We start from the raw sequence: 23838 nt of genomic DNA, 5'->3' as shown, positions 1-23838 counted from the left end.
CTACGCGTAACAAAGGGATCAGCAGGTTGAGCAGGTCTTTAGATCTTCCGTCGTGATCGTCACCGGATGGGCTGGGATGGTGATGTCGTTCAGTCCCAACAGCCCGCCGAGGATCGGCAGATCGAAGGTGATGTCCCGCACCTCCAGCCGCATCGTCAGCACGGGCCCGTCCGGCCGTCCCCAGTAGCCGAGCCCAGATCGCTGATAGGTGACCATCAGGTTCTGCGGCTGGATGCGCCAGTTGAGATCGCAAATGCCGGGGTAAGGATCAGTTCCTGCTTGGCAGAGACCATCGCTTCCCCGAACAATCCGATTCAACGCCGCCGTGCAGTTGGCAAGAGCCGGTCCGCAGGTCGAGGATATTGTTGCGTCGTTCGGCGCCGCTTTGCCGTTGTTGAGCGGATCGGCAGCTTCGATCGGGAAAACGGCATCGAAATTCGTTGTCAGCGGATCGGATACCGCGGCCAAACGGGCACCATATTGCAGTGCCTTCACCGTCTGGTTCCACTGCGACATGGCATAGCCGAATTCGATAAAGGCGGCGAATACCAGCATGACAATCGGAAAGGTCAGCAGGGCTTCGACGAGGCTGGCACCACTGCTATCCTGCCAGAATGACTTGATTGCCCTAGAGATCACCATCCGATGTATCTCTCTTCATGGAAGGAACTGATGGTGATGGCATCAATTCCGAGAAAGCCGAACACCGGGGAGCTCTTGTAGAGATGAGCAGTCGAAAGGGTGATGTTGCCGTCCGCATCCGGTGCAGTGATGGTGATGTCGGCAGCGTCCTTCCAGTCTGGGACACGGGGTTTAGCGTCTGCCGCTGGTGTTTGTGTTCCGTAAAAGGCGATCGTTTTCGCGGTCGCCTGATTGCATGTCGGCACATAGGTTCCCGACGCCGGTCGGCATCGCGAGAGGTAACGCCCGGCATCGCGCAAGCCTGCGTCGATCTGCATGCGCTGCCAGAAGATGCTGCCAAACTCCAGTATCCCCGCCGCAAAGAGCGTCACAAAGGGGATTGCGAGCAGCGCTTCGGCAAGCACTGCGCCTTCCTCCCGCCGCCAGAAGCCGAGGCAAAGCCGACGCCGGATAAAATTGCGGAGCGCCATCATCTGACCAGCTCCGCTTCTTCCCGGAGGAATTCATCCAGCGTACCGCGGCCACCCTTGCCGGTGATGTCGATCATCTCCAGGGAAAGGTATCGTTCGCCGGCCGCCTTTATCGCCGGCTTGGTCAGGAACATGCGCGCGAAGGCCACGGCGCGCGTGGCCTTGTGACCGTTCAGGTGGCCGACCGAGGCTTCATAGCCGCAATTGACAATGGCTGAGAAGATCTCGCGGCGGTCACCAAATTCGGCCGCCGTATAGTTCGAAAGATCCGGGCCGCTATAGCACTGGCCACCCGTTGCCGGTGTTCCGGTCTCTCCATTGGCCGAGGCATGGCTGATGAGTGACGGGGTTGCAAGCTCGTAACGATAGACATCGTAAGCGGAGGGTTGGCTCGGTGTACCGGTCGCCTGCGGGGGATAACTGGAGTAGTTGCTGAGAACCGTGCTCACCGAGGGCACAGCCGTTCCCTGCGCGACATTCCAATAGGTGTTGTACTGCCAATTGTTGCCGCTGCTGATCTTGCCGCCACCAAGCGAGGTCATGGACGCTCCGTAGCCCAGCGGCAAAGCCTTGGTCGCATCGCCGACAACATCTCCGACCATGACAGGATCATAGCCATCGCAGCTGTTCTTTCCCTTGCCGCTGATCGATTGAGCCGAACGTATGTTTTGGGCAGGCCGGTAGCGATAATCGCCGTTCGCCTTGTTGAACGATGAGGAGTAAAAGCCGAAACGCGTATTCACGCCGTCCTCGACAGGCCCCGCCTTTGCGCCGGTCTCCGTATCGAGACTGTCCTGTGTATAGCAGGTACCGGGATTGCCGGTGGCAAGAGCCTCCGCCAGCACGGACGCGCCATTGCCCAAGGGGGTCCGCAGGAACCCGAAATTGCCGGGACCTGGATTGGACGCCGCGGTGCTGTGAAGCTCGATCTGTCGCCCATAGAGATTGCCGGCTGCAAAATTGGTGTGCAAGGCCGTCGCTGCATCCTCGCTGGCGCTTTCACTCGTGTTCCCCGCCGGCTCGAACGGATTGCAGATGAAGATCGGCGTCACGTCGCAGGCACTGGCATGGTAGACCGCCACGGCATCGGCAGCGATGTTGATCGTATCGCGGGTGAAGCCAACAGGGATCGGAAAGATCGTCTGCATCGCCTGCGGCTTGGCGATGACCCAGGCATAGGAAGCTTCGCTGGCCACGGTCGTTTCCATCGAAGACGGGATGGGCGTGTCGTCGTTGGCCGGGATGTCCTTCAGAAAAAGCACTGTGACCGTGCTCCCGGCATCGTTTCCGGCGTCATAGGTCACTGATATATGCGAGCCGAGCGACATGCCGGTTCCGCCCGCTGAGAAAGCCGCGCTATTGGAGATTTTCTCGATCGCCGTCTGCGCCCGGGTAATGGCATCATCGCGACCATCAAGCTCACGGGCTCCGGCCAGCGCCATCGCATCGACGGCGTTCTGGAGATCGGTATGCAAGTTGCTGCTCCGGCCGACATCGATGATCAGCAGCGAAAAGCCGAGAAGCATTGGCATGGCGATGAGCGTCAAGGCGATGACATAGCCACGATGATCGTTCCAGAACCGTCTGACAATCCTGCTCAGCATTGGCACACCCCCATCACGGCGCTATTGCCGTGACGACCCCGTTTCGTGCATTTTCCCCTTCGGCGCGCTGCCGCCGGTCACGCCTTTCGCCAGCTACTGCCTGGCGGTCGCCCCGTTGGACACCCCATTAGCCCCCGTGGCCGGCGACGGCTGAACAACGCCAAGCCCGCCGTTCTGATACTGAGTGACCACCCTGCGGATCAGCTTGCCGTCGCTTGCGATTCGGGTTCGCTGGGCTTCCGGCGGGAACGGGTCCTCGATATGGATGGCCTTGTTTGCTTCCATGGCATTGCCGGCCCCGAAAGTGATCGTGTCGCGATTGTTCATGTAGTCGGCGCAGCCGGAAGCAAGGCCGGCAATGGAAAGGACGAGAAGGACCCGTTTAGCGTTTTGTAACAACGACTTTGCCTCCCTGGTTCAGGTCGAGACGATGACCGTAAGGCCCAGTCACACCTACGCCATTGCGAAAGCGCCGGAGCATGTCCTTGTCGACCTCCATAACACCGAGCGCGAAAAGCTCGACGTCGTTCGACGAACGCGTCTGATCGAGCGGACTGTAGAGGTCCTCACCCGGGCGGGCTGGTCGCACAATGTGCGGGGTGACGACGATAACGAGGTCGGATTCCTTCTTCTGGAAACTCGTCGAACGGAATAGTGCGCCGAGGACCGGTATCTGCCCGAGGCCCGGCAACTGCTGGATGTCCTTGGCATTGATCGACTGCAGCAGGCCCGCCATGGCAAAGCTCTGGCCGTCGCGAAGCGCGACCGTGGTGCTGGCAGCGCGCGAGATGAAACCCGGATTGCCGTTGACATTGATCGCCGGATCAAGCTCGGAAACCTCAGGCTCGATCTCCAGATTGATAACGCCGTCGTCAAGCACGACCGGCTTGAAGGTCAGCCGCACACCGAAGGGGCGATAGTCCGTCTCGGTGGCGACTGTGGTGCCGTTATTCGTCGTCTTCAGGATCGGCACTTCACCACCGGCATGGAAACTCGCGGTCGAGCCGCTCATGGCGATGAGGTTTGGCTGAGCCAGGCGGCGCACCAATCCCTTCTGCTCGAGCGCGTTGATGACCACGTCGATGTTGCCGCCCGAGATTTGCAGCACCTTGGCGATCAACTGGCCGAAGGGCAGCATACCCGTTGCCGCACCCTTGGGGTCAAGGAGGGTACGGGCTAGGTTGCCATCATCGTTCACGGTGATACCCTGGCTGGTCGTTGCCTTGCCGATGCCGTTGCTGCCTTGCCCGGACCAACCGATCCCGAGGTCACGACCCGTCTGGCGCGAGGCTTCGATAATACGAACCTCGAGCATCACCTGCTGGCTGTCACTGACGCGCAACTGGTTCAGTACCGGCTGCTCGGAATAGGACTGGGCGATTTCCAGCACCCGCTGCAGTTCGATGCCGTCCCGGACCACGCCTACCAGGCGAATGCGATCGTTGGAGTTGACCACCCTGACCCGGGCCGAAGGCGCGGCAGAGCGAATGGCGGAGGCGACTTCGGAGAAATCACTGGCGACGCGGATGTCGATGACGCCGAGAAGCGACTTGTCGTCGCCATAGACCGAGATATTGGTGGCGCCGATCTTCTTGCCGCGGACGAACAGCGACCGGTCGGAAAGCGGCACCACATCGATCATGTCGGCACTGCCGATGACGAGATCGCCGAAGGGCTGGCCGGTATTGAGCGTCAGCGTCTCGTTCGGCGGCAACGTCACATGCTGGACCGATTTGCCGAGCGTGACGGACTTTTCCTGTGCGCTGGCGAAGCCCGCAAATCCAGGCCCTAAACACACACAGGCCGAAAACACTGCCGCTAGTGCCGCAAGGCTTTTCGTCCTTGCGATTCTTCTCTTGCCGTTCGCCATGCCTGCTTTAGCCCCCTCATTCGACTAGCCGCACTTGCGGTTGTCGCCTAAATATCACTGGATCAGGCCGACTCGGTGCTCCTCGCGTTTGGTCGTGTTCCAGACACCCACTGTCGCCCACTTCGGCTCGACCGGCAACACCGGCTCGACCTTTTGCTCCACAATCTGCACTTGTTTTACCGGTTCTGGCAACTTATTCTTTTCCAAGTCCTTGCCTAATTCCGTCGCCATCGCTCCGCCACCGAGGTCGGCGACGGTGATCGGCCGGGTTTGCTCGACAGAGGAGGAGGCAATATTGCGAAGCGCCAGCGAGAGCGTGCCGATGCTGGAGCCGAGAGTGAGGCGCTGGGCCTCGTCGGTCGTGACCTCAAAGGTCACGGTCTTGACGACGGACGGCTCGTCCTTGCGCTCGTCTGCCGTCTGGTCCACTGCAAGCACTTTGACGCCTTGCAGCAGCACGTCGACGAAGGTCTGATCGTTGCCTGCCGGTCCGCGCACGACCCGCGTCAGAAGCACGTCGACCCGATCGGAAGGTCTTACGAAGCCGGCAACGCCGAGCACGTCGTTGACACGGATGGAGACTGCCTTCATGCCCTGGTCGAGCGCCGCCGACAGCGTGGCGCGTTCGCCGGCACCCGTGATCTTCGAGGATAGCACCGGCTCGCCAGGGTCGATCGCCGCCATGGCATAACGCGGCTGGGCATCATTGCCAACGACCGCCTCGATGCTGACGAATGAGCCTGCGGGTGTTTCATTGGAGGGCCACGGAATGGCTTTCAGACTTTCGGATCGGATCCGGTCGCCGAAGCGCATCGGCTTGGCGGCTACGACGAGGGTCCGTTCCTCGGCCTTTACGCCGTTCATCGCCAGCAGCCGTGCCTTCTGATCGGAGAGGTAAGCGCGCATGCCGAAAACTGCTGCTGCGGCGAGCACAAACGCAATGACGAGGCTTAAAATCGTTGAAGAACGCATCACGGTTACTCACTACACTGAACGGAATACATCCATTCATTGATGCTAATTTAGAAGAGAGGGGTTAACAAAACCCCTCGCTTCTGCTCAAAAACGCTGCTCAGGAAGCAGCTGAGGCGCGTCAACCCGGCGCAGTCAGGTCTTGTGCTTGGAACCAAGTGGCCCACGTTCCCCATGCCGTGTTGAGTTCACCGCCGATCGTGAGAACTGATGCAACAACTCCGCCGACCAACAAACCAAGCAGAATAAGATATTCAGTCAGTGCGACCCCATCTTCTTCCCGCGCGAAAGCGCGTACGCTGTTTACAAATGCTTTCATCGAGAATTACCTCCCAGGTAAGTTGTGCGCCGTAAATCCCCCGGCCGCCTTGTCGTTGAGACCGCCTCTTCGACTGGGAATATTAATAGTCTGTTAATTCTAATTTAGTCAAATGTTTTATACCAGCACGAATTGAGATTTATACTTATGGTTAAGACGAAAGCCCGAAGACGTGCGGTAAAAACAGGCTGACTCGCTGGAATTGCGTGAAAAATCGCAGTTACGTGCTAGATAACCGTAGCCCAAAAGGTAGATTCCTATGTCGCAACTGGCCGTTTTTATTAACTCACTATCAGTATTACTTTTTCTCTACGCGGCCTGGACCGATTTCCGCACCTGGAAAATCCCCAACACGATCGTGCTTGCGCTCGTGACACTTTATGCACTGCGCGCGGTGGCCGTGATGCTTGGCTCCGAGGATGTCGGCGCGGCACTCTTTGCTTCGAGCGGAATTGGCGGCGACGTCGGGGCCGGTCTGCTGATGTTTATGCTTGGAGTGGTGCTGTGGGTGTTCCGGCTGTTTGGCGCAGGAGACGCCAAGCTTTTCCTGCCGATCGGCCTTTTTGTGGGATGGCACGGAATGCTGCCGTTTTCGTTTTTGCTCCTCGTCCTCGGCATCGTGACCCTGCTGGTCCTGCGGCTGCCAGTCCCGCTGCGCGTCGCACATTTCGCCTTTTTCATGCGCATCGAGGAAATCCGGGCAAGCCGGAAGATACCTTACGGCGTCCTCATGGTTTTCGCCGCGCTCCTCACGTTGGCTTTACAGCCACGGTGACCGGCGTGGACATGGCTTCCTCGCAAGAGAAGCTTGGGTGCTCCGGTAGTCAGCCGGCGGTCGTGGAAAAAGTTGTATCAGCGTGATGGCAGGCGGTCAGCAGTCCCGGCGCTGCCGTCCGGTTCTTCAAGGCCGGCTCCTGTTCCGCGCAGATCGATGTCGCCTTCCAGCAGCGCGTTCGAAACCGGCATCCGCTCGGCGGATCGACGGGGCTTGGCAGGTCGCCTTTCAAAACGATGCGGCTGCGTTGTCCGCGAAGCCGCGGATCCGGTGTCGGGACCGCCGACATCAGGGCCTGGGTGTAGGGATGGGCCGGCGCGCTGAAGATCGAATGTTTCGGTCCTGTTTCAATGATTTTGCCGAGATACATGACCATCACCCGGTCCGAGACATGCCGCACGACCGCAAGATCATGGGCGACGAACAGCATCGCCAGATTGCGCTCGCGCCTCAGCCTGGCGAGCAGATTGACGACCTGAGCCTGGACCGAGACGTCGAGGGCCGAGACCGGCTCGTCGCAGACGAGGAGCGTCGGATCAAGCGTCAGGGCGCGCGCAATGCCGAGCCGCTGCCGCTGGCCCCCCGAAAACTCGGAGGGATAGCGCTCCGCATGTTCGGCTCGCAATCCGACGGATTCGAGCAGCCTGACCGTCTCCTCCCGCCACCGGGACTTCGGCAGGACGCCGGGATGCAGCGCCCACGGTTCGGCGATCAACCGGTCGACCCGAAGGCGCGGATTGAGCGACTGGTAGGGGTCCTGGAAGACGACCTGCATCTTTCGGCGCAGATCGTGCAACTGGCGGCCGCTTGCCCCGGTGACCTCGACGCCGTCGAGCAGGACGCTGCCGCTCGTTGCCGGCCCGAGCTTCAGGAGCGTGCGTACCAGCGAGGTCTTGCCGCATCCGCTTTCGCCGACGAGGCCGAGCGTTTCTCCATGGGCGATGTCGAAGCTGACGTCATCGACGGCGCGTACAGCCGTTGCGCCACTGCCGAAATGCCGGCAGAGATTTTGCACTTTGAGAAGACGCTCGCTCATGCTGGCGCTACCGAGAAGTGGCAGGCGGCCTGGCGGCCTGGCCCGACGGTTTCAAGACGAGGCGCCAGCTCGGCGCAGACGCCCTCGGCGCGCGGACAGCGTGTCCTGAAGGCACAGCCGGACGGCAGGGCGACAGGATTGGGGGCCGAGCCGGGGATCGGGATCAGTTCGTCCTCGTCGGTGTCGATACGCGGTTGTGAAGCAAGCAGCCCGACGCTGTAAGGATGCCGGGCATCCGCGAAGAGTTCGAAAACATTTGCGGTTTCGACGATGCGGCCGGCATACATGACCGCGACACGGTCTGCGAGCTCGGCCACCACGCCGAGATCGTGGGTGATGAAGATCATGCCGGCATTGCTGCGTTCGCGAATTGTGCGGAGCAGCTCGACCACCTGCGCCTGAATCGTAACGTCGAGCGCCGTTGTCGGCTCGTCGGCAATGATGATATCAGGTTCGAGCGCCACGGCCATGGCGATCATGATGCGCTGGCGCATGCCGCCCGAAAACTCGTGCGGATATTGCCTGGCGCGCCGTTCGGGGTCGGGAATGCCGATCGCCGTCAGCAGGTCGATCACCGCATTTTCCACACCGCCTTCCGGCTTGCGCCCATGGATGCGGAACATCTCGGCGATCTGCCAGCCGACTGGATAGACCGGATTGAGCGACGCCAGCGCGTCCTGAAAGATCAGGGCGATGCGGTCGCCGCAGAGATCACGCCGCGCATTCCGCGGAAGTTGCAGCAACTCGGTGCCCTCGAAGCGGATGGAGCCGCGGTCGATCGCGCCGGGCGGGTTGGGAATGAGGTCCATGATGGCCGAGGCGGTCACCGACTTTCCCGAGCCGCTTTCTCCCAGGAGCGCCAGAACCTCGCCGCGCTCAAGCGAGAAGGAAACGCCGTTGAGGGCGAGGATACGGCCGGCAGCCGTATCGAAGCTGACCTGAAGATCCCTGACGTCGAGAAGGGCCATCAGCGCCTCCGGCTGACAAGCCGCCAGTGCTGCGACGGATCGTTGACGATCCGGAACCAGTTGGCGAGAAGGTTGAAGGACATAGTGGTGAACATGACGGCGAGGCCGGGGAAGAAGCTGAGCCACCAGGCGGAGGACAGGTAGCCCTGGCCCTGCGCGACCATCAGGCCCCAGCTTACCGAAGGCGGCTGGATGCCAAGTCCGAGATAGCTGAGCCCCGATTCGAACAGCATGACCATGGCAAGATTGACGGAGGCGAGCGTCAGCATTGTCGGCGCGACGCTCGGGAGAATGTGCGTGCGCAGGATCCAGGCTGGTCCACCGCCGAAGACGCGCGCCGCATCGACGAAAAGCCTCTCCCGGACCTCCAGCGTTTCGGCTCTTGCAACGCGGATATAGGCCGGCATGCGGGTCACGGCGAGCACGATCACGAGATTGCTGACGCTCGGGCCGAATAGATAGAGGCCGAACAAGGCCACCAGCAGCGTCGGGAAGCCGAGGATAATGTCGCAGATCCGCATGATAAGGCTGCCGACGAAGCCGCCGAAATAGCCGGCGACGACGCCGAGCAGCGTCCCACCGGCGAGGCTCGTCAATACCGTGACGAGAGCGATCCCGATCGTCGTCGATGCCGCCTCGATGAGACGGACGAGGAGAGGGCGCCCGAGCGCATCGGCGCCCAGCCACAAGGTCCAGGATTGGCCGAAGCTGAAGGGCGGCAGGTTGCGTGCCTTGAGCGAGATGCGGTTCTCGCCGAGGAGTGAAAGGCTGTCGGCGGCAATGGCAAGGATGACAATCAACAGCCAGATGGTTGCCGCCACCGCCATCGGGTCACCCGAAAGCGCCCGCATGAGCCACAGGATGCGCCTGCCGCGGCGCTCTCGGGCGGGGAGAAACTCGGCGGATGTGTCGGTCATTCGACCCTCACGCGCGGATCGATCGAGGCATAAAGCATGTCGATCAGGATATTGATGACGAAGATCACGACGGCGACGGCAAAGATCGATGCCTGAACGATCGCGAAATCGCGTTTCAGGATGCCGTCGATCAGAAGTTTGCCGATGCCCGGAAAGCCGAAGACCACTTCGACAACACCGCCGCCGCCAGCGAACTGGGCGGCGAGATCGCCCGTCACCGTGACCGCCGGAAGGAGCGCATTGCGGAGCGCGTGCACGAAGGTGACGCGTCCGCCACGGGCACCCTTGGCGCGGGCCGTGCGGACGAAGGTCGCGTTCAGAGCTTCGATCATCGAGCCGCGGACGATCTGCACCAGAGTTCCGAACGGCCGAGCAAACAGGCAGGCGACTGGCAATACCCAGTAGACGGGACCACCAAAGCCTGAGGTCGGCAGAATTCGGAACGTGACTGCAAACAGAAGCACGCCCATCAGGCCGAGCCAGAAGTCAGGTACGCTGGCGGCGGACTGCGACAGGAGATTGATGCCCCGGTCGATCCAGCTACCGGCATTGACCGCCGCAATCGAGCCGACGACGATCGCGGCAGTAAAGGCGAGCGCCAAGGCAATGGCGCCGAGCGCCAATGTGTTCGGCAAGGCTTCCAGCACGACGTCCATCGCGGGGCGATGGTGCCAGAGAGACATGCCGAAATCGAGGCTGAGCATATCCCAGGCCCAATCGAAGAACTGCGCGAGAAGGGAACGATCGAGCCCAAGGCGGACGCGCATGGCTTCGCGCGCCGCATCCGAAGCGTCGACAGGCAGATAGAGATTGACGGGATCACCCGTCAGCCGCACGAGGAAGAAAGCTGCTGTCATCAGGGCCGCAAGCGCGAGCGCTGCGAAGGCGGCGCGTCTCAGGAAATAGGTGAGGGACATCCGCTCTCCTCAGGCGACAGTGGTTGAGGCTCATCGATCAGCGATAGCTGATCGCCTTCAGCTTGATCTCGTTGCCAGCCTGCACATCGGGGGTGTAGTTCACGTCCTTTGCGACGCGGGCAATCGAGACCATGTGGAAGAGCGGCGCGATATTGACCGCATCGACCGCGATGTATCGGAATGCTTCCTGGAACAGCTTCTTGCGCTCGTCGCCGGTTGCCTTCGAGCCCTCAGCGATCAGCTTGTCGAGCTTGGCGTCTGCAATCGTCGACTGATTGCCGTCGGTGGTGAAGCGGTTGGGCAGGGTAAATACGGCGTCCCCTTCGGCATTGTCGATCTGGGTCTGCAGGATTGACGGCTGGCGATCCTTGTCCCACGGCTTCAAGAGCCGTTTCAGCCAAGGGCTGGTCTCGAGCATTTCTAGCCGCGCGTTGAAACCGGCATCCGCCAGCATCGCCTGAATGGCCTCCAGGCTTTCGGAGGAGTTGGGATAGATGCCGATGCGGCCGTAGATGACGATCTCCTTGTCGACCGGCACGCCATCGGCCTTGGCCGCGGCAAGCAGCGACTTCGCCTTTTCCGGATCATAGGTCCAGACGGGAATGTCGGGATTGAAGCCGAACACTGAAGGCGACACGACCTGCATCGCCTTCTGGGCGTCCCCATGGAAAATGGTTCCGACGAGGCCGTCCCGGTCGATGGCGAGATTGAGCGCTTCGCGCACGCGTTTGTCGTCGAGCGGCGCCACCTGGGCATCGATCCTCAACAGCGAAGTTTCAGCGTTCGGAAAGGCCTGGTCCTGTTCGGTCGTGCCGTCCTGCGGCGCGATCTCATAGGCGATCTGCGCTTCGCCGGTCTCCACCATTGCCGCACGAACGGCGGATTCGGCACGCCAAATGATCATCGCATGTTTGATTGCCGGCTTGTCGCCCCAATAGCCGTCATAGGCCGTCAGCGCGACGGACTGGCCTGGGGTCCACGCTTCCAGCTTGTAAGGCCCCGTTCCGGCCGGGCTGCGGGTCTTTCCGTCATTCGGGGTCGCCGGCGAACCGATGTCAACGGCAGACATCTTGTTCGGCAGGATCGGTTCGACGACGTCGGTTTTGATGAGGACGGTCGTCGGATCGGCGGCCTGTGCGTTGAGCTTGACGCCCTTCAAGGTGGCCAGTCCGACTTCGCACGCCAATGCCGGGTCTTGAGCCCGCTTGACGGCGGCGACGACTGCGTTGGCATCGAACGGCTTGCCGTCATGGAAGGTCACGCCCTCGCGCAGCTTGAACTCCCAGGTCAGGCCATCGACCTGGCGCCAGCTGGTGGCAAGGCTTGGAACGACCGATCCGTCCTTCGGGCTGAGGTTGACCAGCGCTTCGGTGATATTGTTGTGCAGGATGCGGGAATTTCCCGACAAATCGGTGTCGCAGGGATCCAGCGACTTCGGCTCGTCCGTCACCACAACCGTCAGCTTGTCCCCGGCGGCGTAGGTAGGCATTCCGATGCCCGCAGCCAGGGAGATCGCAAGCCCGATGCGTAATGCGTGAATATTCCTTGTCGTCATGAAATCCTCCTCCCGTTGCAGCCGCGCGCGCCGGCATCCGCTTCGCGGCAGCCGTTTGGCTGCGCAGGATCTCTTTAGCGCTCTATCGGCTTTACTTCCTCCCGCAAGCGCGTAGTGTCAAATACGACACTTGCGGTGGACAAGATGGTTGGCGACGGCGGGCAAGTCAAGAAGATAAATTCTCTAATGGAATACGAATTTCATGAATGAACCAAAGCATGGTTCTCCGGTGGTGGAAAAGACGGCGCATCTGCTCGAGGCGGTGGCTGACGCGAAAACGGGCATCTCGCTTGGCGCTTTGGTCGATCAGTTGCGCGTGCCACGTTCGACGGTCTATCGCATTCTGAATTCGCTCACCGCGCACGGTCTGGTCGCACGGGTCAATGGCGGCGCTTCCTACGAGCTCGGGCCGAAATTCGTCGAGCTTGCCCGACGGATCTCGCCCGGTGCCGATCGCGTGACGCTGATTGAGGCGGCAAGGCCAATTCTGGCGGCGGCGGCGGAGCGGGTCATGGAATCCTTCAAGCTGGCCGTGCCTGAGGGACGTGAGATGATGACGATATTTGCCGCTTCCAGTCCTGGTGATTATGCGTTGTTTATCAAGGTTGGAGGGCGCTCGCGCAAACATGTCGGGGCAGCCGGCAAGCTCGCTCTGGCTTATGCGGATTACGGTGAAGCCGAAGCCTACTGCGCCGGCGGGCTGGAGGCCAAGACCCCCTATACGATCACGGATCCGGAGGCACTGAAAGAGGCCCTCGTTGAGATTCGCCGCAACGGATATGCTGAGGACAATCAGGAATCCAATCTCGGCTTGCGTGCTTTCGCCGCGCCGGTATTCGATGATCGAGGCGCTCTGATCGCCACCGTCAGCGTCCCTTTCATTGGAGAGGCAACACCGGATCGGGCTCGGTCGATCAGGCGCGAGGTCCTGGAGGCGGCTGCTAAGCTGACGAAAACCATCAATGGGCTTCATCCGCTGTCCAAATAAGAAACTATAAATCCACTATTGAACAATTGTTTTGATATGGTAGATCTTCCGCCGAACAAGGGGAGGGATCTCATGACCGCTTTGGACGCATCGGTTTACGCCAAACTTTTGCAGACGAATTCGGCGAGTCTCAGCAGTTTGCTGCTGAAGCGGGGGCTGAGGAACACCGCTGTTCGCGGCGTGCGGCCGCTCGCTGCGGCCGAAAAACCGATGGTCGGTCCGGCCGTCACCGTCCGTTATATTCCAGCGCGTGAGGATATCGACGGCTCGACCTACAGTTCCGATCCGTCCAACCAGCAGCGCAAGGCGATCGATACGATCCCGGAGGGCCACGTCCTGGTGTTCGACTGCCGCTCGATAGCCGAGATCGCAGGCATCGGCGCGGTGCTGGCTCGTCGGCTTGTCTATCGCGGATGCGCCGGTCTCGTGCTCGACGGAGGCGTTCGCGACACCGCCGATATCGCCCAGCTCGGGCTTCCCACCTATTGCCTCGGTCCTGCGGCGCCCGCCAATCTGGTCGCGCACCATGCATCGGATATGAACCAGCCGATTGCCTGCGGCGGCGTTGCCGTCTATCCGGATGACATCGTTTTCGGAGACAGCGAAGCCGTCATCATCATTCCTCGGGAATATGTGAGCGAAATCGCCGACGAGGCCGTCGCGATGGAGGAGCAGGAGGAGTTCCTGAAGCTTGAGATCGAATCCGGCAAGCCGACACTCGGCGTCTACCCACCCAATCAGGACACCCTGGAGCGCTACGAGGCATGGCGCAAGGCTCGCGTTGACCTCGTCTGAGGCGCTTGCAAAGGCAGCGCTCTCGGCGCCTTGGCTCGATGCTATCGCTCGAAAGGCTCGCCGAGCGAGGCGATGCCATTGAGCTTGAGCAGGCGGCGATCCGCCGAAATGATGCCGAGCACGATGATCGTCACCAGATAGGGCAGGCATGCGAGTAGCTGCGAGGGGACGTCGAGCCCGGTCGCCTGGGCGGCGAGCCCCATCAGCGATACGGCCCCGAACAGGCACGCCCCGAGAAAGATGCGGCCGGTCAGCCAGGTTCCGAAGACGACGAGCGCGATCGCAATCCAGCCGCGGCCGGCAATCATCCCATCTGCCCATAGCGGCGTGTAGATCGTCGCCGCATAGGCGCCCGCGAAGCCTGCCATCATGCCGCCGAATGCGACCGCGGCGAAGCGGATCGCGATGACCGGGTAGCCGATGGCATGCGCCGCTTTCGGGTTTTCCCCTACGGCGCGGATAATCAGACCGGCCTTGCTATAGGCAAACATCGCCCAGATCGCGATGGTTGATGCCAGCGAAAGCCAGACGACGATATCCTGGACAAACAGGCCGCCGATGACGGGAAGATCGGAAAGGCTGGGAATGGCGATCTTCGGCAGAGCCCTGACAGTCAGGCTCTCGTAGGTCTTGCCGAACAGCGCCGACAGGCCTTGCCCGAGAATCCCGATGGCAAGCCCTGTCGCGACCTGGTTTGCGTTGAAGCCGAGCACGATGACCGCAAAGATCAGCGACAGGAGGGCCGCGCCGAGGCCGCCGGCGAGGAAAGCCAGAAAATGGCCGCCGCCGTGGTAGACGATGATGAAGGCGATGACGGCGCCGAATGCCATCAGCCCCTCAACGCCAAGATTGAGAACCCCGGCGCGTTCGGCGACCAGTTCCCCGAGGGCTGCCAGCAGAAATGGCGTCGCAGCCGCCAGCATTCCGGCGAGGATAAACTCGATGGCGTTCACGTGGCGCTCCTGGTTGCCGCCGGTCGCCAGGCAAGGCGGTAGCGCGTGAAGGCAATGGCGACCAGATAGGCGAGAAGCAGGCTGCCCTGGAAAACCCGGACGGCGGCAACCGGGAGATTGGCCGAAACCATGGCGTTGTCACCGCCGATATAGAGCGCCGCCATGACGATGGCAGAGATGATGATGCCAATCGGATGAAGGCCGCCGAGATAGGCGACGATGATTGCCGCATAGCCGTAGCCGGTGGAAATGGAGCGCTGCAACTGACCGAGAGGGCCGGCGACCTCGGCCGCACCGGCAAGACCGGCTGCCGCTCCGCCGATCAGCAGGGAAAGCCAGATTGCCCGGCTTTCCCTGAATCCGGCGTAGCTCGCCGCCCGCGGCGCCAATCCGCCGACCTGCAATTTGTAGCCGATGAAGCTCTTCAGCATGAAGACCCAGGCGGCAATCGACAGGAGGAGGGCGAGAATGAGCGAGACATTGACGCGCGTTCCCTCGATCAGGATCGGCACCATCGCGTCATATTGGAACATGACGGATTGCGGGAAGTTGAAGCCGTTCGGATCCTTCCAGGGGCCGAGCAGCAGATAATTGAGGAGCTGCACGGCAACGAAGCTCAGCATCAGTGAAACGAGGATCTCATTGGCATTGAGCCTGACACGCCAGAAAGCGGTGAATGACGCCCAGAATGCACCGCCTATCGTGCCGAGCAGCAGCATTGCCGGCCAGATCCATTGTCCTGTTGCGTCAGGCCACCAGATCGGAATGGCGGAGGCGAATATCGCACCGAGGACGAATTGTCCTTCGGCCCCGATATTGAACACCTTGGCGCGAAAGCCGATGGCAAGCCCCTGCGCGATGAGGAGCAATGGCCCGGTCTTCAGGAGCACCTCGGAGAACGACGCCCAAGAGAAAAAGGGCTCGATCAGCATCGCATAGACGACCGCAGCCGGATCGCGGCCCATGACGACGTAAAGTCCGAGATTGAGAATGACGGTGACGATGAGAGCTATGGGCGGTGCGAGAAGGGTGGCAACCAGCGATGCCCGCTCCCGGCGGACCAGCTTGGGCAGGGCGAGGAAGGTTCTCGTCATGCGGGGGCTTTCTCGCGATGCGGCTGGGCTCCGATCATATAACGGCCGATCGCTTCGGGCTCGGTGTCGCGCGTGACCAGCGGCGGGCTCAGTGTGCCGTGGTGCAGGACCTGGATTAAGTCGCAGAGTTCGAACAATTCCTCGAGCTCCTCGGAAATGATGAGGATCGCCATGCCTTCGTTGCGAAGGCTGATGAGCCGCTTGCGGATTGCCGCGGCTGCACCGATATCGACGCCCCAGGTTGGCTGGGCCAGGAAAAGAAGCTTCGGCGCCAGCATGATTTCTCGTCCGACGATGAATTTCTGCAGGTTGCCGCCAGAAAGCGACCCGGCTTCCATATCGGGACCGGGGGTGCGCACGTCATAGTCGCGGATGCATTCATTGGTGAAGCTCTTCGCCCGCGCCCTGTCGAGCAGGCCATGCCTGACAAGGTCGAGCGGATGGGCGGTCAGCAGGCTATTGAGGGCGAGCGACATTTCGGGAACCGCGCCGCGGCCGAGCCGGTCCTCCGGGACGAAGGCGAAGCCGAGCCGCCGGCGGGCGGCGGCGTCGAGACCGCCGACATCTCGGCCCATCATGAAGATTTGGTCCCGCTGATCCCGCGGCAGGACGGTCTCGCCCGAAATCAGCGCTGCGAGCTCGCTTTGGCCGTTTCCGGAAATTCCGGCAATGCCGAGGATTTCGCCGGCGCGCACCGCCAGGCTGACGTTGGAGAGCGGCACCGCAAAAGGATCCACCCGGTAGTCGAGGCCGATCAGTTCCAGGCGCTTTTCGCCCTCGGCCAAAGGCAGAGCAGGCATGGGTTCCGGCATGTCGCGGCCGATCATCATGCGCGCAAGCTCGTGGGCGTCATGCGCGCGCGGATCGACATGACCGGTCACGCGACCGCCGCGCAGGATCGTCGCCCGATCGCAGAGCGATTGGATCTCTTCCAGCTTGTGGGAGATGAAAAGGATGGATACGCCGCCGTCGCGCAGCCGGCGCAATGTTTCGAAGAGTTTTTCCACCGCCTGCGGCGGCAGCACCGACGTCGGCTCGTCGAGGATCAGCAGTTTCGGATCGGTCATCAGGCAGCGAATGATTTCCACCCGCTGCCTTTCGCCGACGGAAAGCGAATGCACATGGGCGAAAGGATCGACCTCGAGACTGAACTCACGCCCGAGCTTGCGAACCCGCTCGGCAAGTTCGCTCTTCTTGCCGGACACGATCAGGCGGATATTCTCGACGACCGTCAGGCTCTCGAACAGCGAGAAATGCTGGAAAACCATGCCGATGCCGGCGCGCCTTGCCTCCGCGGGAGAGGTAAGGCTGAGGGACTGTCCATTCCATGAGACCGTGCCGCTGTCCGGCTGCTCGACGCCATAGATCAGCTTCATCAGAGTCGATTTGCCAGCCCCGTTTTCTCCGAGGATGGCATGGATCGAGCCGGCCGCGACGTCGAGATCGATCTGCCGATTGGCATGGACCTGACCGTAGCTTTTGGAAATGCCGCGCAGCGACAGAAGCGGGTTTACCATGGCTTACTTCGGCAACGGCGTCGTCACACCCTTGACGTGCCAATTCATGGCTACGATCTCAGCGTCCGTCAGCGTGGCACCGGAAGCGACGCCTTCACTGCCGTCAGCCTTGGTAATCGGGCCGGTAAACGGCGAGAAGCTGCCATCGGCGATCTTAGCCTCGATTTCCTTGATCTTGGTCATCGTATCGGCCGGAATCGCCGGGTTCCAGTCGACGACCTCGACCACCTTGTCGGCAACGCCGAGGAAGGTATTGGCGCCCTTGAAGGTGCCGGCAAGATGCGCATCGACCGACGCCTTGAAAAACGGCGACCAGTCAGTGGCGACGCAGCCGAGATAGGTCTTCTCGGCATATTTCTTCATTGAAGAATTGAGATTGAAGGCATAGATGCCGGCGTCCTCGCAGGCCGAGATCACCGAAGGCGTATCCTGCGCGTTCGAGAAGATCACGTCGCAGCCTTGCGAGATCAGCGCCTTGGCGGCTTCCTGCTCCTTGGCGGGATCGAACCAGGAATTGACCCAGACGACAGACACTTCGATATCCGGCTTGACGGCCTGTGCGCCGAGCGTGAAGGCATTGACGGAGGTGATCAGCTCGGGAATCGCGAAGGCCGAAACCGAGCCTAGCTTGCCGGTCTTGGAAACGGCCGCCGCCGCCATTCCGAGCAGATAAGTTCCCTGGAAATATTTGGCGGCGAAGGGCGAGAAATTTGGCGCGACCTGGAAGCCTGAAGCATGCAGGACGGTCACCTTGGGATTACGACGGGCAATTTGCAGCGCGCCGTTCTGATAACCGAAGGAGCCGGCGATCAGGAAATGATTTCCGTCGGCGACGGTCTTGTTCATGATGCGGTCCGCATCCGGGCCTTCGGCGATGTTTTCGATGATCGTGACCTTCACCTTGTCGCCGTAAGCGGCCTTGATCGGGTCGATGCCGGCGGCAAGTGCATGGCCCCAGCCGACGTCGCCAACCGGCGAGGGAACGACGAGGGCAATGCCGAGCGGTTCGTCGGCGGCAGCCACGGAGCGGCCGGCAAAAGCCGTAGCGAGACCGGCAGCCGCCGCGCTCTTCATGAGTGTTCTGCGGGTGAGATCGTTGGACATGTCAGTTCCCTCTTTTGGTTTTTAAAATTTCACTGTCTCGAGCGCCGCTTCCGCGGCGGCGAAAAGCTTGGCCTCATCGAGCCCGATAAATTCTCCGGCCTGCCAGACGATGCGCCCGTTGATCATGGTCAGATCGGTCGGCATGCCGACCCCCACCTTGGCAATCAGGCTCAACGGATCATGGCGCGTGCCGACATAATCCATCCGCCTCGTGTCGATTGCGAAGAGGTCGGCGGCCATGCCGGGAGCAAGCCGGCCGATATCGCTGCGGCCTAGCAGACTTGCGCCGCCCGTGGTCGCATAATTCAGGAAATCCACTGGCGCGGGAACCGGATGGGCCCGCGTCGATGCCGCCAGGCATTGCAGCATATAGGCAGAGTGGATGCAGTGCATGAGGTTGGAGTTGTCGTTCGAAGCCGCGCCGTCACAACCAAGACCGATGCGCAGGCCGAAATCCGCCATCGCAGGAATGTCCGTCACTTCGGCGCCGACCAGATAGACCGGCTCGGGGCAATGCGAGACACCCGTGCCGCTTGCCGCCAGCTTACGCAATTCGTCGTGTGTCAGCTCCCAGCAGTGAGCATAGTAGGTGTCTGGCCCGGCAAAGCCGAGTTCGGCGCAATAGTCGACCGTACGCATGCCGTACCGCGCTTCGATGACGGGGCTTTCGCCTTCACCGACATGCGTGTGCAATTGGACGCCGCGATCACGGGCGAGCGCCACCGACTCGACGAAGGTCTCGCGATAGCAATTGACCGGCTGGCAGGGGGCGACGACCACCTGCCGCATGCTGAAGGCATCGGCATCGTGATAGCTGTCGATCAGCCGGGCGCAATCGCCGATGAATTCATCCGTCGTTTCCAACATGGCGTCCGGGATCGTCGAGCCCTCGGACTTCGGCAGCGTGTTGCCACCGCGTCCTGCGTGGAAACGCATACCGAGAAGTTCGGCCGCCTCGAACTGGCGATCGATCAGGCGCTTTCCGGCGTGCCGGGGGAAGCAATATTGATGATCGAAGGCCGTGGTGCAGCCATGTTTGATCATCTCGGCCATCGCCGTGACCGACGAATGATAGAAGCAATCCTCGTTCAGCCGCGAGAAGATCGGATAGATCCGGTCGAGCCATTCGATGACGGAGAGCTTCGTCCAGTCGAGATCGGCCCGGTTGCGCACGAAGCATTGGAAGAAGTGGTGATGAGTATTGACGAGGCCCGGATAGACAAACCAGCCGGATGCATCCTGGATGATCGTACCGGCCGGCAGCGCCTCTTGCGGCAGGTTCGCACCGATCGCCTGGATTGCCGGACCATTTGTCAGCAGATCCGCATTGCGGCGCACGGTTGGCCCATTGCCTTCGTCGACAATGATGGCTGCGCAGTTCTTCAGGAGGTAACCGGCCATCTCACTTCTCCAAACCGGCCGGATGAGGATCGGGCTTCAACTCGTGCAGGCGGTGGATGCCGGGCATTTCGATGAAACCCTCAAGGCTGCGGATGGCCCGAAGCCAGAGCCGGATGTTCGGATAAGGGTCGAGCGATATGCCGCCATCAGGCGCCAGCGCCACATAGGGGAAGCAGGCAATGTCAGCGATCGTGGCGCGCTCCGATACCAGGAACCGCATGCCGCGGAGCCGCTGCTCGAAAATTCCCGCTTCCAACTCGCGCAGCGCAGCGATCCCCTGTGACTGCAGGGACTCGATATTACCGGGGCGCAGAAGCATCTGATGCAGCCGTGCGCCGCCAAGATTGGCCGTCAGCCGGTGCGAAAAAGAAAGCCATTGCTGCAGGCGCGCCGTTTCCTGCGGCGCGCTCGCACCCAACCATTCCGGCCCGCTCAGAGCGGCGAGATAAGCAAGGATGGCGGAAGATTCCGTCAGGACAAGGTCGCCATCCTCAAGGATCGGGATGGAGCCTGCCGGATTGAGGGCCAGAAGTTCAGGGCCGCGATGCTCGGCGCCGGGATGGAAGTCGACCGGCCGGATGTCCAGCTTGACGCCGAGGATCGCAGCCGTCAGGCGGATCTTGTAGCAACTCGGCGAGAGGATGTAGTCGTAGAGCTTCATTGTGCGACCAGCTGCGCGCCATAGAGATAGTTATGGCGCTTTAGCCAGCGCCGGTAAGCGATCGATGTCATGTCGGCCCGGGTCGGAATTTCCATGCCGGGATCGAGCGGCAGAAGCGCCGGGATCTGGTTTTCGAGGATCGACCGATCCTGCAGGAAAATCATCTGCTGAAAATGGATGAGGTCTGTCATTGGCGTGACATCGTCGAAGAGGGCCATCCACGGCCACACGTCGCAAATATCTTCCGCAAGCGGCTGGACGAACAGGGTAATGACATCCCATTCCTTCGGGCGGGGAGGGCAGGTCTTGTAGAGCACCGAGCAGGTCGGAGCCGGCACGCGGTACATATATTCGGTGGTTATCCCGCCGGTCGCCGATTTTGCCGCCTGCGGCTGGTAGAATTTCACCTGCGTCGCCCAGACTTCATCCTCCTTCTCGCGGATCTCGACCTTGTAATTTTCGACTTCCGTGTGCGGTTCGGCGCCGAGTATATCCGTATGGACGAAGGGAAAATGCGCGATGTCGAGGAAGTTCTCGACCGCTCTCAGAGGCGAACAGCGGACCCGCACGACGCCGACATCGACGAAGCGGCGGCCGGGCTGATCCGCCTCGGGAATAGCAAACAGCTCCTTGGAGGGGTTGCCGAGAGAAGACCAGACATGGCCGTAGCGGACGCGGACGGGCAGGGCGCGTCCACCGCTCGATCTAACCCGAGCCGCGCCATCAGGCGTGCGCGTCACCTCTATGGGCTCGCCCATCAAAGCGGTTTTGCTTCCCGCCTCGGTGAGCTGACTGAAGAGGCCGACCGGGTACCATTCATCGATCATCGCGCCGGCCCCTGTCATGCGACATCCTTTCGGACTGTTTCGGCGCGGCGGCGCAAGGCCTCAGCGACGCGCGACGCCATGAGCCGGTCGGCGACATTGCGACCCTGCTCGACAAGGACTTGAACGAGCGTGCGCCCGATCTGTGTCGTCGGCAGCAGCCGCACCCACGGACAATCGGCAATACCGATCAGCCCGTTCACATCGGATTTTCCGCCGGCTGCCGCCTCGATCGCTGCAATATCGGCCTCCAGCGTCAGCGAACGAAGCGGAACGAGATGGTCAAGGCGCGGCGGCGGGGCCGCCGGTTCGCCGACTGCCACCCAGATGATGCCATTCCATTCTGCGACCTGCTGAACGGCGACGCGGATCGTCTCCGGCGGCACGAGATCAGGATGAGCCGGAATACGAATGCATCCTCCCTCCGGAGAGTAGCTCCAGCCGTGATAAATACAGGAGAGCGCCTCGCCACGCACGAAGCCATGAGACAACCGCATCCCGCGGTGCGGACAGCGGTCGGATGATGCCGATATACGCCCGGACTGACTGCGCCAGAGAGCAATCGCCCCTGCTGGGGTCCAGGCTGGTATGACGGTTGCCGGCGGCAGATCGGCGGAAAGCGCGACAGGCGTCCATGAGCCGGTCGTATCAGAGAACATGGCCTTTACTTCCTCAATTTTACAATGCTTTAGCGCCGCTGACCATACATTGTTGCCGAGGTTGCAGTCTTAGTTTTCAGAAGCTTGCATAAAAGATTCGCATTGGCAACAATGATTAAATTAAGTGCATGCGATCAATGCTGAGCAGGTTGCAGCGTCTCGGCGGGATCTACAATTTTGCGCTGAATCTCGTCGACCCAGACATCGATCGGTCCAAGCGAGCAGCCCATTTCCAGCATGTCGATCAGCTCCACGGGCCCCGCCACCTCAAGCTCGATTCGGTCGGCGCCGGCGTAAAAGAAGTGCTGAGAAAGGCCGAGCTTGTCGGCATGGCGGCGAATCCACGGGACGAATGAGGCCGCATTGACGTCACCAACGATCGTGATCCGCTCCCGCAACTCGCTCTGGCGTGATGGCCTCATGGACTTCACTCGTTTCCTCTCATGATGACAGCATAGCGCGTCGATGCCATTGTGAAAGGGGCATGAGCGGGCGAGCGGTCTTGGCGCTTCCGGCGGACATCAGGACGGCACGCCAGTCAGTTTACCGGCGGCGTTGCATCTGTAGATAGATTCCGGCGAAAACGGCGTTTTCTCGGGGGAGCTGATAATGTGACACCTCTATCCTGGCACCGCGATCTTGTTCTCAGCGATCGCCATTTCCGGTGCCAGTCTGCTTCGTCCGTGTCGGCAGCGCCATGTTTGATCCGTAGGACGTCGAAGTGCAGGCGGCTGGGATCTGCTCGGGACATAGGGCATGATGAATTGGACATCCTTCTCGCGCGCCCGGCAATCGTGCTGTGCGCCTCAAAAGCTGATGGCAAGTTCATTGGCTTGTAGCGCGCTTGCAGAATGTGCGCGAACTGTGACGTACTAAAGATGCAGATAAATTCTCATCGACGCGTTCGCCCGTTGAGGTTTAGACGTTGCCAGCTGGTAGGGGGAGCGGAACTGGCCGATGAGCGGCAGGACGTTCCATTAAAGGAACGGCGGCTACTGGAGTTGACGCGAAACGCCTTTTTGACGATACGGCGCGGTGGGGCGTATGGCGAAATCCCCATGAGGCGAGGGAACAAGTGCGGAGCATGGGTTTGAAACGGGCGGTCGATTTTCTTCTGGCTGTGGTCGCGTCGGCCATCCTGCTGGTTCCTATACTAGTCGTCGCTCTCTGTGTCCGGCTGACCTCGACGGGGCCAATCCTCTACTGGTCAAAACGTGTCGGCCGCTTCAATCAGATTTTCCTGATGCCGAAATTTCGCAGCATGCGCGTCGATACGCCGACGGTTGCCACACATCTGCTCGAGAATCCCGATCGGTTTCTGACGCCCATCGGTTCGTTTCTACGCAAATCGAGCCTCGACGAATTGCCGCAGCTCTGGTGCATTCTGAAGGGCAAAATGAGTTTTGTCGGGCCTCGGCCGGCGCTCTACAATCAGTATGATCTGATCGAATTGCGGACCGCCCTGGGCGTCGATAAACTCCTGCCCGGATTGACCGGTTGGGCGCAGATCAACGGCCGCGACGAGTTGCCGATTCCGGAGAAGGTGAAATTCGACGTCGAATATCTTCAGCGGCGCTCGCTCGGTTTCGATATGCGCATTCTGTTTCTGACCGCCGGCAAGGTGATCGGACGCAAGGGAATAAGGCATTAAGGTACCAACTTCCGATAGATAAGCGGTGCGGAAGGCCTTGATTTCCGATTATTTCAGTTGCGCTCGTTGTAGAAAATGACAAGAAGGTGATTGTCTGATTGATCTACGAGACGCTGGGAAGCAATGCCTGAAAATACCCCCACTGA

The 23838-nt window shown here is 60.9% G+C and carries 25 protein-coding genes; 4 read left to right on the top strand and 21 right to left on the bottom strand.

Features of this window, described 5'->3' with window-relative positions; genetic code table 11:
• Positions 1–18: 18 nt before the first annotated feature.
• The 7 genes from EFR00_RS00125 to EFR00_RS00095 form a co-directional block, all read right to left on the bottom strand.
• Positions 19–642: a TadE/TadG family type IV pilus assembly protein gene (locus tag EFR00_RS00125; protein WP_009993425.1), complete on the bottom strand. Its 624-nt coding sequence runs from the start codon at positions 640–642 to the stop codon at positions 19–21.
• On the bottom strand, positions 636–1115 hold the full coding sequence (locus tag EFR00_RS00120) for a TadE/TadG family type IV pilus assembly protein (protein ID WP_009993423.1): 480 nt from the start codon (positions 1113–1115) through the stop codon (positions 636–638). The genes EFR00_RS00125 and EFR00_RS00120 overlap by 7 nt, the downstream gene beginning before the upstream one ends.
• Positions 1112–2716: a TadE/TadG family type IV pilus assembly protein gene (locus tag EFR00_RS00115; RefSeq protein ID WP_077994606.1), complete on the bottom strand. Its 1605-nt coding sequence runs from the start codon at positions 2714–2716 to the stop codon at positions 1112–1114. Before EFR00_RS00115 ends, EFR00_RS00120 begins: the two co-directional genes overlap by 4 nt.
• 93 nt (positions 2717–2809) lie before the next feature.
• Entirely contained in the window at positions 2810–3115 is a 306-nt protein-coding gene (locus EFR00_RS00110; RefSeq protein WP_040142843.1) for a hypothetical protein, read from the bottom strand.
• The gene (locus EFR00_RS00105; RefSeq protein ID WP_077994609.1) at positions 3099–4586 is read right to left on the bottom strand and encodes a type II and III secretion system protein family protein; all 1488 of its coding nucleotides are present in this window, start codon (positions 4584–4586) and stop codon (positions 3099–3101) included. Before EFR00_RS00105 ends, EFR00_RS00110 begins: the two co-directional genes overlap by 17 nt.
• A gap of 54 nt (positions 4587–4640) precedes the next feature.
• Entirely contained in the window at positions 4641–5558 is a 918-nt protein-coding gene (gene cpaB, locus EFR00_RS00100; protein ID WP_040142847.1) for a Flp pilus assembly protein CpaB, read from the bottom strand.
• A 121-nt stretch (positions 5559–5679) separates the two neighbouring features.
• Positions 5680–5877 carry a hypothetical protein gene (locus tag EFR00_RS00095; protein WP_077994612.1) on the bottom strand — a complete coding sequence of 66 codons (198 nt, stop codon included), beginning with the start codon at positions 5875–5877 and terminating at the stop codon, positions 5680–5682.
• 259 nt (positions 5878–6136) lie between these two features.
• Between EFR00_RS00095 and EFR00_RS00090 the strand changes: the two genes are divergently transcribed.
• Positions 6137–6652 (top strand): A24 family peptidase, encoded by a 516-nt coding sequence (locus tag EFR00_RS00090; RefSeq protein ID WP_010050481.1) that lies wholly within the window; start codon positions 6137–6139, stop codon positions 6650–6652.
• A gap of 49 nt (positions 6653–6701) precedes the next feature.
• On the opposite strand, the gene EFR00_RS00085 is transcribed toward EFR00_RS00090, so the two are convergent.
• The 5 genes from EFR00_RS00085 to EFR00_RS00065 are packed head-to-tail and all read right to left on the bottom strand — an operon-like array spanning position 6702 to position 12045.
• On the bottom strand, positions 6702–7688 hold the full coding sequence (locus EFR00_RS00085) for an ABC transporter ATP-binding protein (RefSeq protein WP_040142849.1): 987 nt from the start codon (positions 7686–7688) through the stop codon (positions 6702–6704).
• Positions 7685–8656: an ABC transporter ATP-binding protein gene (locus EFR00_RS00080; protein WP_040142851.1), complete on the bottom strand. Its 972-nt coding sequence runs from the start codon at positions 8654–8656 to the stop codon at positions 7685–7687. Before EFR00_RS00080 ends, EFR00_RS00085 begins: the two co-directional genes overlap by 4 nt.
• Positions 8656–9573 carry an ABC transporter permease gene (locus EFR00_RS00075; RefSeq protein WP_040142853.1) on the bottom strand — a complete coding sequence of 306 codons (918 nt, stop codon included), beginning with the start codon at positions 9571–9573 and terminating at the stop codon, positions 8656–8658. Before EFR00_RS00075 ends, EFR00_RS00080 begins: the two co-directional genes overlap by 1 nt.
• Complete coding sequence (locus EFR00_RS00070) at positions 9570–10490, bottom strand: ABC transporter permease (protein WP_040142855.1); 921 nt, start codon at positions 10488–10490, stop codon at positions 9570–9572. Before EFR00_RS00070 ends, EFR00_RS00075 begins: the two co-directional genes overlap by 4 nt.
• A gap of 37 nt (positions 10491–10527) precedes the next feature.
• Positions 10528–12045 (bottom strand): ABC transporter substrate-binding protein, encoded by a 1518-nt coding sequence (locus tag EFR00_RS00065; protein ID WP_040142857.1) that lies wholly within the window; start codon positions 12043–12045, stop codon positions 10528–10530.
• A 202-nt stretch (positions 12046–12247) separates the two neighbouring features.
• Here EFR00_RS00065 and EFR00_RS00060 point away from each other — a divergent pair, with 202 nt between their 5' ends.
• Together EFR00_RS00060 and EFR00_RS00055 are read left to right on the top strand one after the other, a co-directional pair.
• On the top strand, positions 12248–13033 hold the full coding sequence (locus EFR00_RS00060) for an IclR family transcriptional regulator (protein WP_009993025.1): 786 nt from the start codon (positions 12248–12250) through the stop codon (positions 13031–13033).
• Between the two features lie 72 nt (positions 13034–13105).
• Entirely contained in the window at positions 13106–13828 is a 723-nt protein-coding gene (locus EFR00_RS00055) for an RraA family protein (protein WP_040142859.1), read from the top strand.
• 41 nt (positions 13829–13869) lie between these two features.
• Here EFR00_RS00055 and EFR00_RS00050 read toward each other — a convergent pair whose 3' ends face one another.
• The 9 genes from EFR00_RS00050 to EFR00_RS00010 form a co-directional block, all read right to left on the bottom strand.
• The gene (locus EFR00_RS00050; RefSeq protein ID WP_077994613.1) at positions 13870–14781 is read right to left on the bottom strand and encodes an ABC transporter permease; all 912 of its coding nucleotides are present in this window, start codon (positions 14779–14781) and stop codon (positions 13870–13872) included.
• Positions 14778–15875, bottom strand: a complete 1098-nt coding sequence (locus tag EFR00_RS00045) for an ABC transporter permease (protein WP_077994614.1) — start codon at positions 15873–15875, stop codon at positions 14778–14780. The genes EFR00_RS00050 and EFR00_RS00045 overlap by 4 nt, the downstream gene beginning before the upstream one ends.
• Positions 15872–17392 (bottom strand): ABC transporter ATP-binding protein, encoded by a 1521-nt coding sequence (locus EFR00_RS00040; RefSeq protein ID WP_077994615.1) that lies wholly within the window; start codon positions 17390–17392, stop codon positions 15872–15874. The genes EFR00_RS00045 and EFR00_RS00040 overlap by 4 nt, the downstream gene beginning before the upstream one ends.
• A gap of 3 nt (positions 17393–17395) precedes the next feature.
• On the bottom strand, positions 17396–18496 hold the full coding sequence (locus EFR00_RS00035) for a BMP family ABC transporter substrate-binding protein (RefSeq protein WP_016736829.1): 1101 nt from the start codon (positions 18494–18496) through the stop codon (positions 17396–17398).
• Between the two features lie 21 nt (positions 18497–18517).
• A complete protein-coding gene (locus EFR00_RS00030; protein ID WP_077994616.1) occupies positions 18518–19897 on the bottom strand; it encodes an amidohydrolase in 1380 nt (459 codons plus the stop codon).
• A 1-nt stretch (position 19898) separates the two neighbouring features.
• Complete coding sequence (locus EFR00_RS00025) at positions 19899–20558, bottom strand: glutathione S-transferase family protein (protein ID WP_077994617.1); 660 nt, start codon at positions 20556–20558, stop codon at positions 19899–19901.
• Positions 20555–21403 (bottom strand): aromatic ring-hydroxylating oxygenase subunit alpha, encoded by an 849-nt coding sequence (locus EFR00_RS00020; RefSeq protein ID WP_077994618.1) that lies wholly within the window; start codon positions 21401–21403, stop codon positions 20555–20557. Before EFR00_RS00020 ends, EFR00_RS00025 begins: the two co-directional genes overlap by 4 nt.
• Positions 21400–22041 carry a Rieske (2Fe-2S) protein gene (locus EFR00_RS00015; RefSeq protein WP_077994620.1) on the bottom strand — a complete coding sequence of 214 codons (642 nt, stop codon included), beginning with the start codon at positions 22039–22041 and terminating at the stop codon, positions 21400–21402. Before EFR00_RS00015 ends, EFR00_RS00020 begins: the two co-directional genes overlap by 4 nt.
• A 134-nt stretch (positions 22042–22175) precedes the next feature.
• Positions 22176–22463, bottom strand: coding sequence for an acylphosphatase (locus tag EFR00_RS00010; protein WP_009996675.1), 288 nt, complete (start codon positions 22461–22463; stop codon positions 22176–22178).
• A gap of 662 nt (positions 22464–23125) precedes the next feature.
• Between EFR00_RS00010 and EFR00_RS00005 the strand changes: the two genes are divergently transcribed.
• Positions 23126–23692, top strand: coding sequence for a sugar transferase (locus EFR00_RS00005; RefSeq protein ID WP_040112826.1), 567 nt, complete (start codon positions 23126–23128; stop codon positions 23690–23692).
• Positions 23693–23838 lie beyond the last annotated feature (146 nt).

This window comes from Rhizobium sophoriradicis, assembly GCF_003939025.1.
Lineage (GTDB): Bacteria > Pseudomonadota > Alphaproteobacteria > Rhizobiales > Rhizobiaceae > Rhizobium > Rhizobium sophoriradicis.
Note: the sequence above shows the minus strand (reverse complement) of the source record. Positions and strands in the feature narration are given on the sequence as shown.

Excerpts from the sequence above, each read along its gene's own strand:
- EFR00_RS00055 (WP_040142859.1), top strand. The coding sequence starts at position 13,106 with ATGACCGCTTTGGACGCATCGGTTTACGCCAAACTTTTGCAGACGAAT.
- cpaB (WP_040142847.1), bottom strand. The coding sequence starts at position 5,558 with ATGCGTTCTTCAACGATTTTAAGCCTCGTCATTGCGTTTGTGCTCGCC.
- EFR00_RS00005 (WP_040112826.1), top strand. The coding sequence starts at position 23,126 with ATGGGTTTGAAACGGGCGGTCGATTTTCTTCTGGCTGTGGTCGCGTCG.
- EFR00_RS00105 (WP_077994609.1), bottom strand. The coding sequence starts at position 4,586 with ATGGCGAACGGCAAGAGAAGAATCGCAAGGACGAAAAGCCTTGCGGCA.
- EFR00_RS00030 (WP_077994616.1), bottom strand. The coding sequence starts at position 19,897 with ATGGCCGGTTACCTCCTGAAGAACTGCGCAGCCATCATTGTCGACGAA.
- EFR00_RS00075 (WP_040142853.1), bottom strand. The coding sequence starts at position 9,573 with ATGACCGACACATCCGCCGAGTTTCTCCCCGCCCGAGAGCGCCGCGGC.
- EFR00_RS00080 (WP_040142851.1), bottom strand. The coding sequence starts at position 8,656 with ATGGCCCTTCTCGACGTCAGGGATCTTCAGGTCAGCTTCGATACGGCT.
- EFR00_RS00115 (WP_077994606.1), bottom strand. The coding sequence starts at position 2,716 with ATGCTGAGCAGGATTGTCAGACGGTTCTGGAACGATCATCGTGGCTAT.
- EFR00_RS00010 (WP_009996675.1), bottom strand. The coding sequence starts at position 22,463 with ATGAGGCCATCACGCCAGAGCGAGTTGCGGGAGCGGATCACGATCGTT.
- EFR00_RS00070 (WP_040142855.1), bottom strand. The coding sequence starts at position 10,490 with ATGTCCCTCACCTATTTCCTGAGACGCGCCGCCTTCGCAGCGCTCGCG.
- EFR00_RS00045 (WP_077994614.1), bottom strand. The coding sequence starts at position 15,875 with ATGACGAGAACCTTCCTCGCCCTGCCCAAGCTGGTCCGCCGGGAGCGG.
- EFR00_RS00085 (WP_040142849.1), bottom strand. The coding sequence starts at position 7,688 with ATGAGCGAGCGTCTTCTCAAAGTGCAAAATCTCTGCCGGCATTTCGGC.
- EFR00_RS00060 (WP_009993025.1), top strand. The coding sequence starts at position 12,248 with ATGAATGAACCAAAGCATGGTTCTCCGGTGGTGGAAAAGACGGCGCAT.
- EFR00_RS00065 (WP_040142857.1), bottom strand. The coding sequence starts at position 12,045 with ATGACGACAAGGAATATTCACGCATTACGCATCGGGCTTGCGATCTCC.
- EFR00_RS00035 (WP_016736829.1), bottom strand. The coding sequence starts at position 18,496 with ATGTCCAACGATCTCACCCGCAGAACACTCATGAAGAGCGCGGCGGCT.
- EFR00_RS00090 (WP_010050481.1), top strand. The coding sequence starts at position 6,137 with ATGTCGCAACTGGCCGTTTTTATTAACTCACTATCAGTATTACTTTTT.
- EFR00_RS00025 (WP_077994617.1), bottom strand. The coding sequence starts at position 20,558 with ATGAAGCTCTACGACTACATCCTCTCGCCGAGTTGCTACAAGATCCGC.
- EFR00_RS00040 (WP_077994615.1), bottom strand. The coding sequence starts at position 17,392 with ATGGTAAACCCGCTTCTGTCGCTGCGCGGCATTTCCAAAAGCTACGGT.
- EFR00_RS00095 (WP_077994612.1), bottom strand. The coding sequence starts at position 5,877 with ATGAAAGCATTTGTAAACAGCGTACGCGCTTTCGCGCGGGAAGAAGAT.
- EFR00_RS00120 (WP_009993423.1), bottom strand. The coding sequence starts at position 1,115 with ATGATGGCGCTCCGCAATTTTATCCGGCGTCGGCTTTGCCTCGGCTTC.
- EFR00_RS00125 (WP_009993425.1), bottom strand. The coding sequence starts at position 642 with ATGGTGATCTCTAGGGCAATCAAGTCATTCTGGCAGGATAGCAGTGGT.
- EFR00_RS00015 (WP_077994620.1), bottom strand. The coding sequence starts at position 22,041 with ATGTTCTCTGATACGACCGGCTCATGGACGCCTGTCGCGCTTTCCGCC.
- EFR00_RS00020 (WP_077994618.1), bottom strand. The coding sequence starts at position 21,403 with ATGACAGGGGCCGGCGCGATGATCGATGAATGGTACCCGGTCGGCCTC.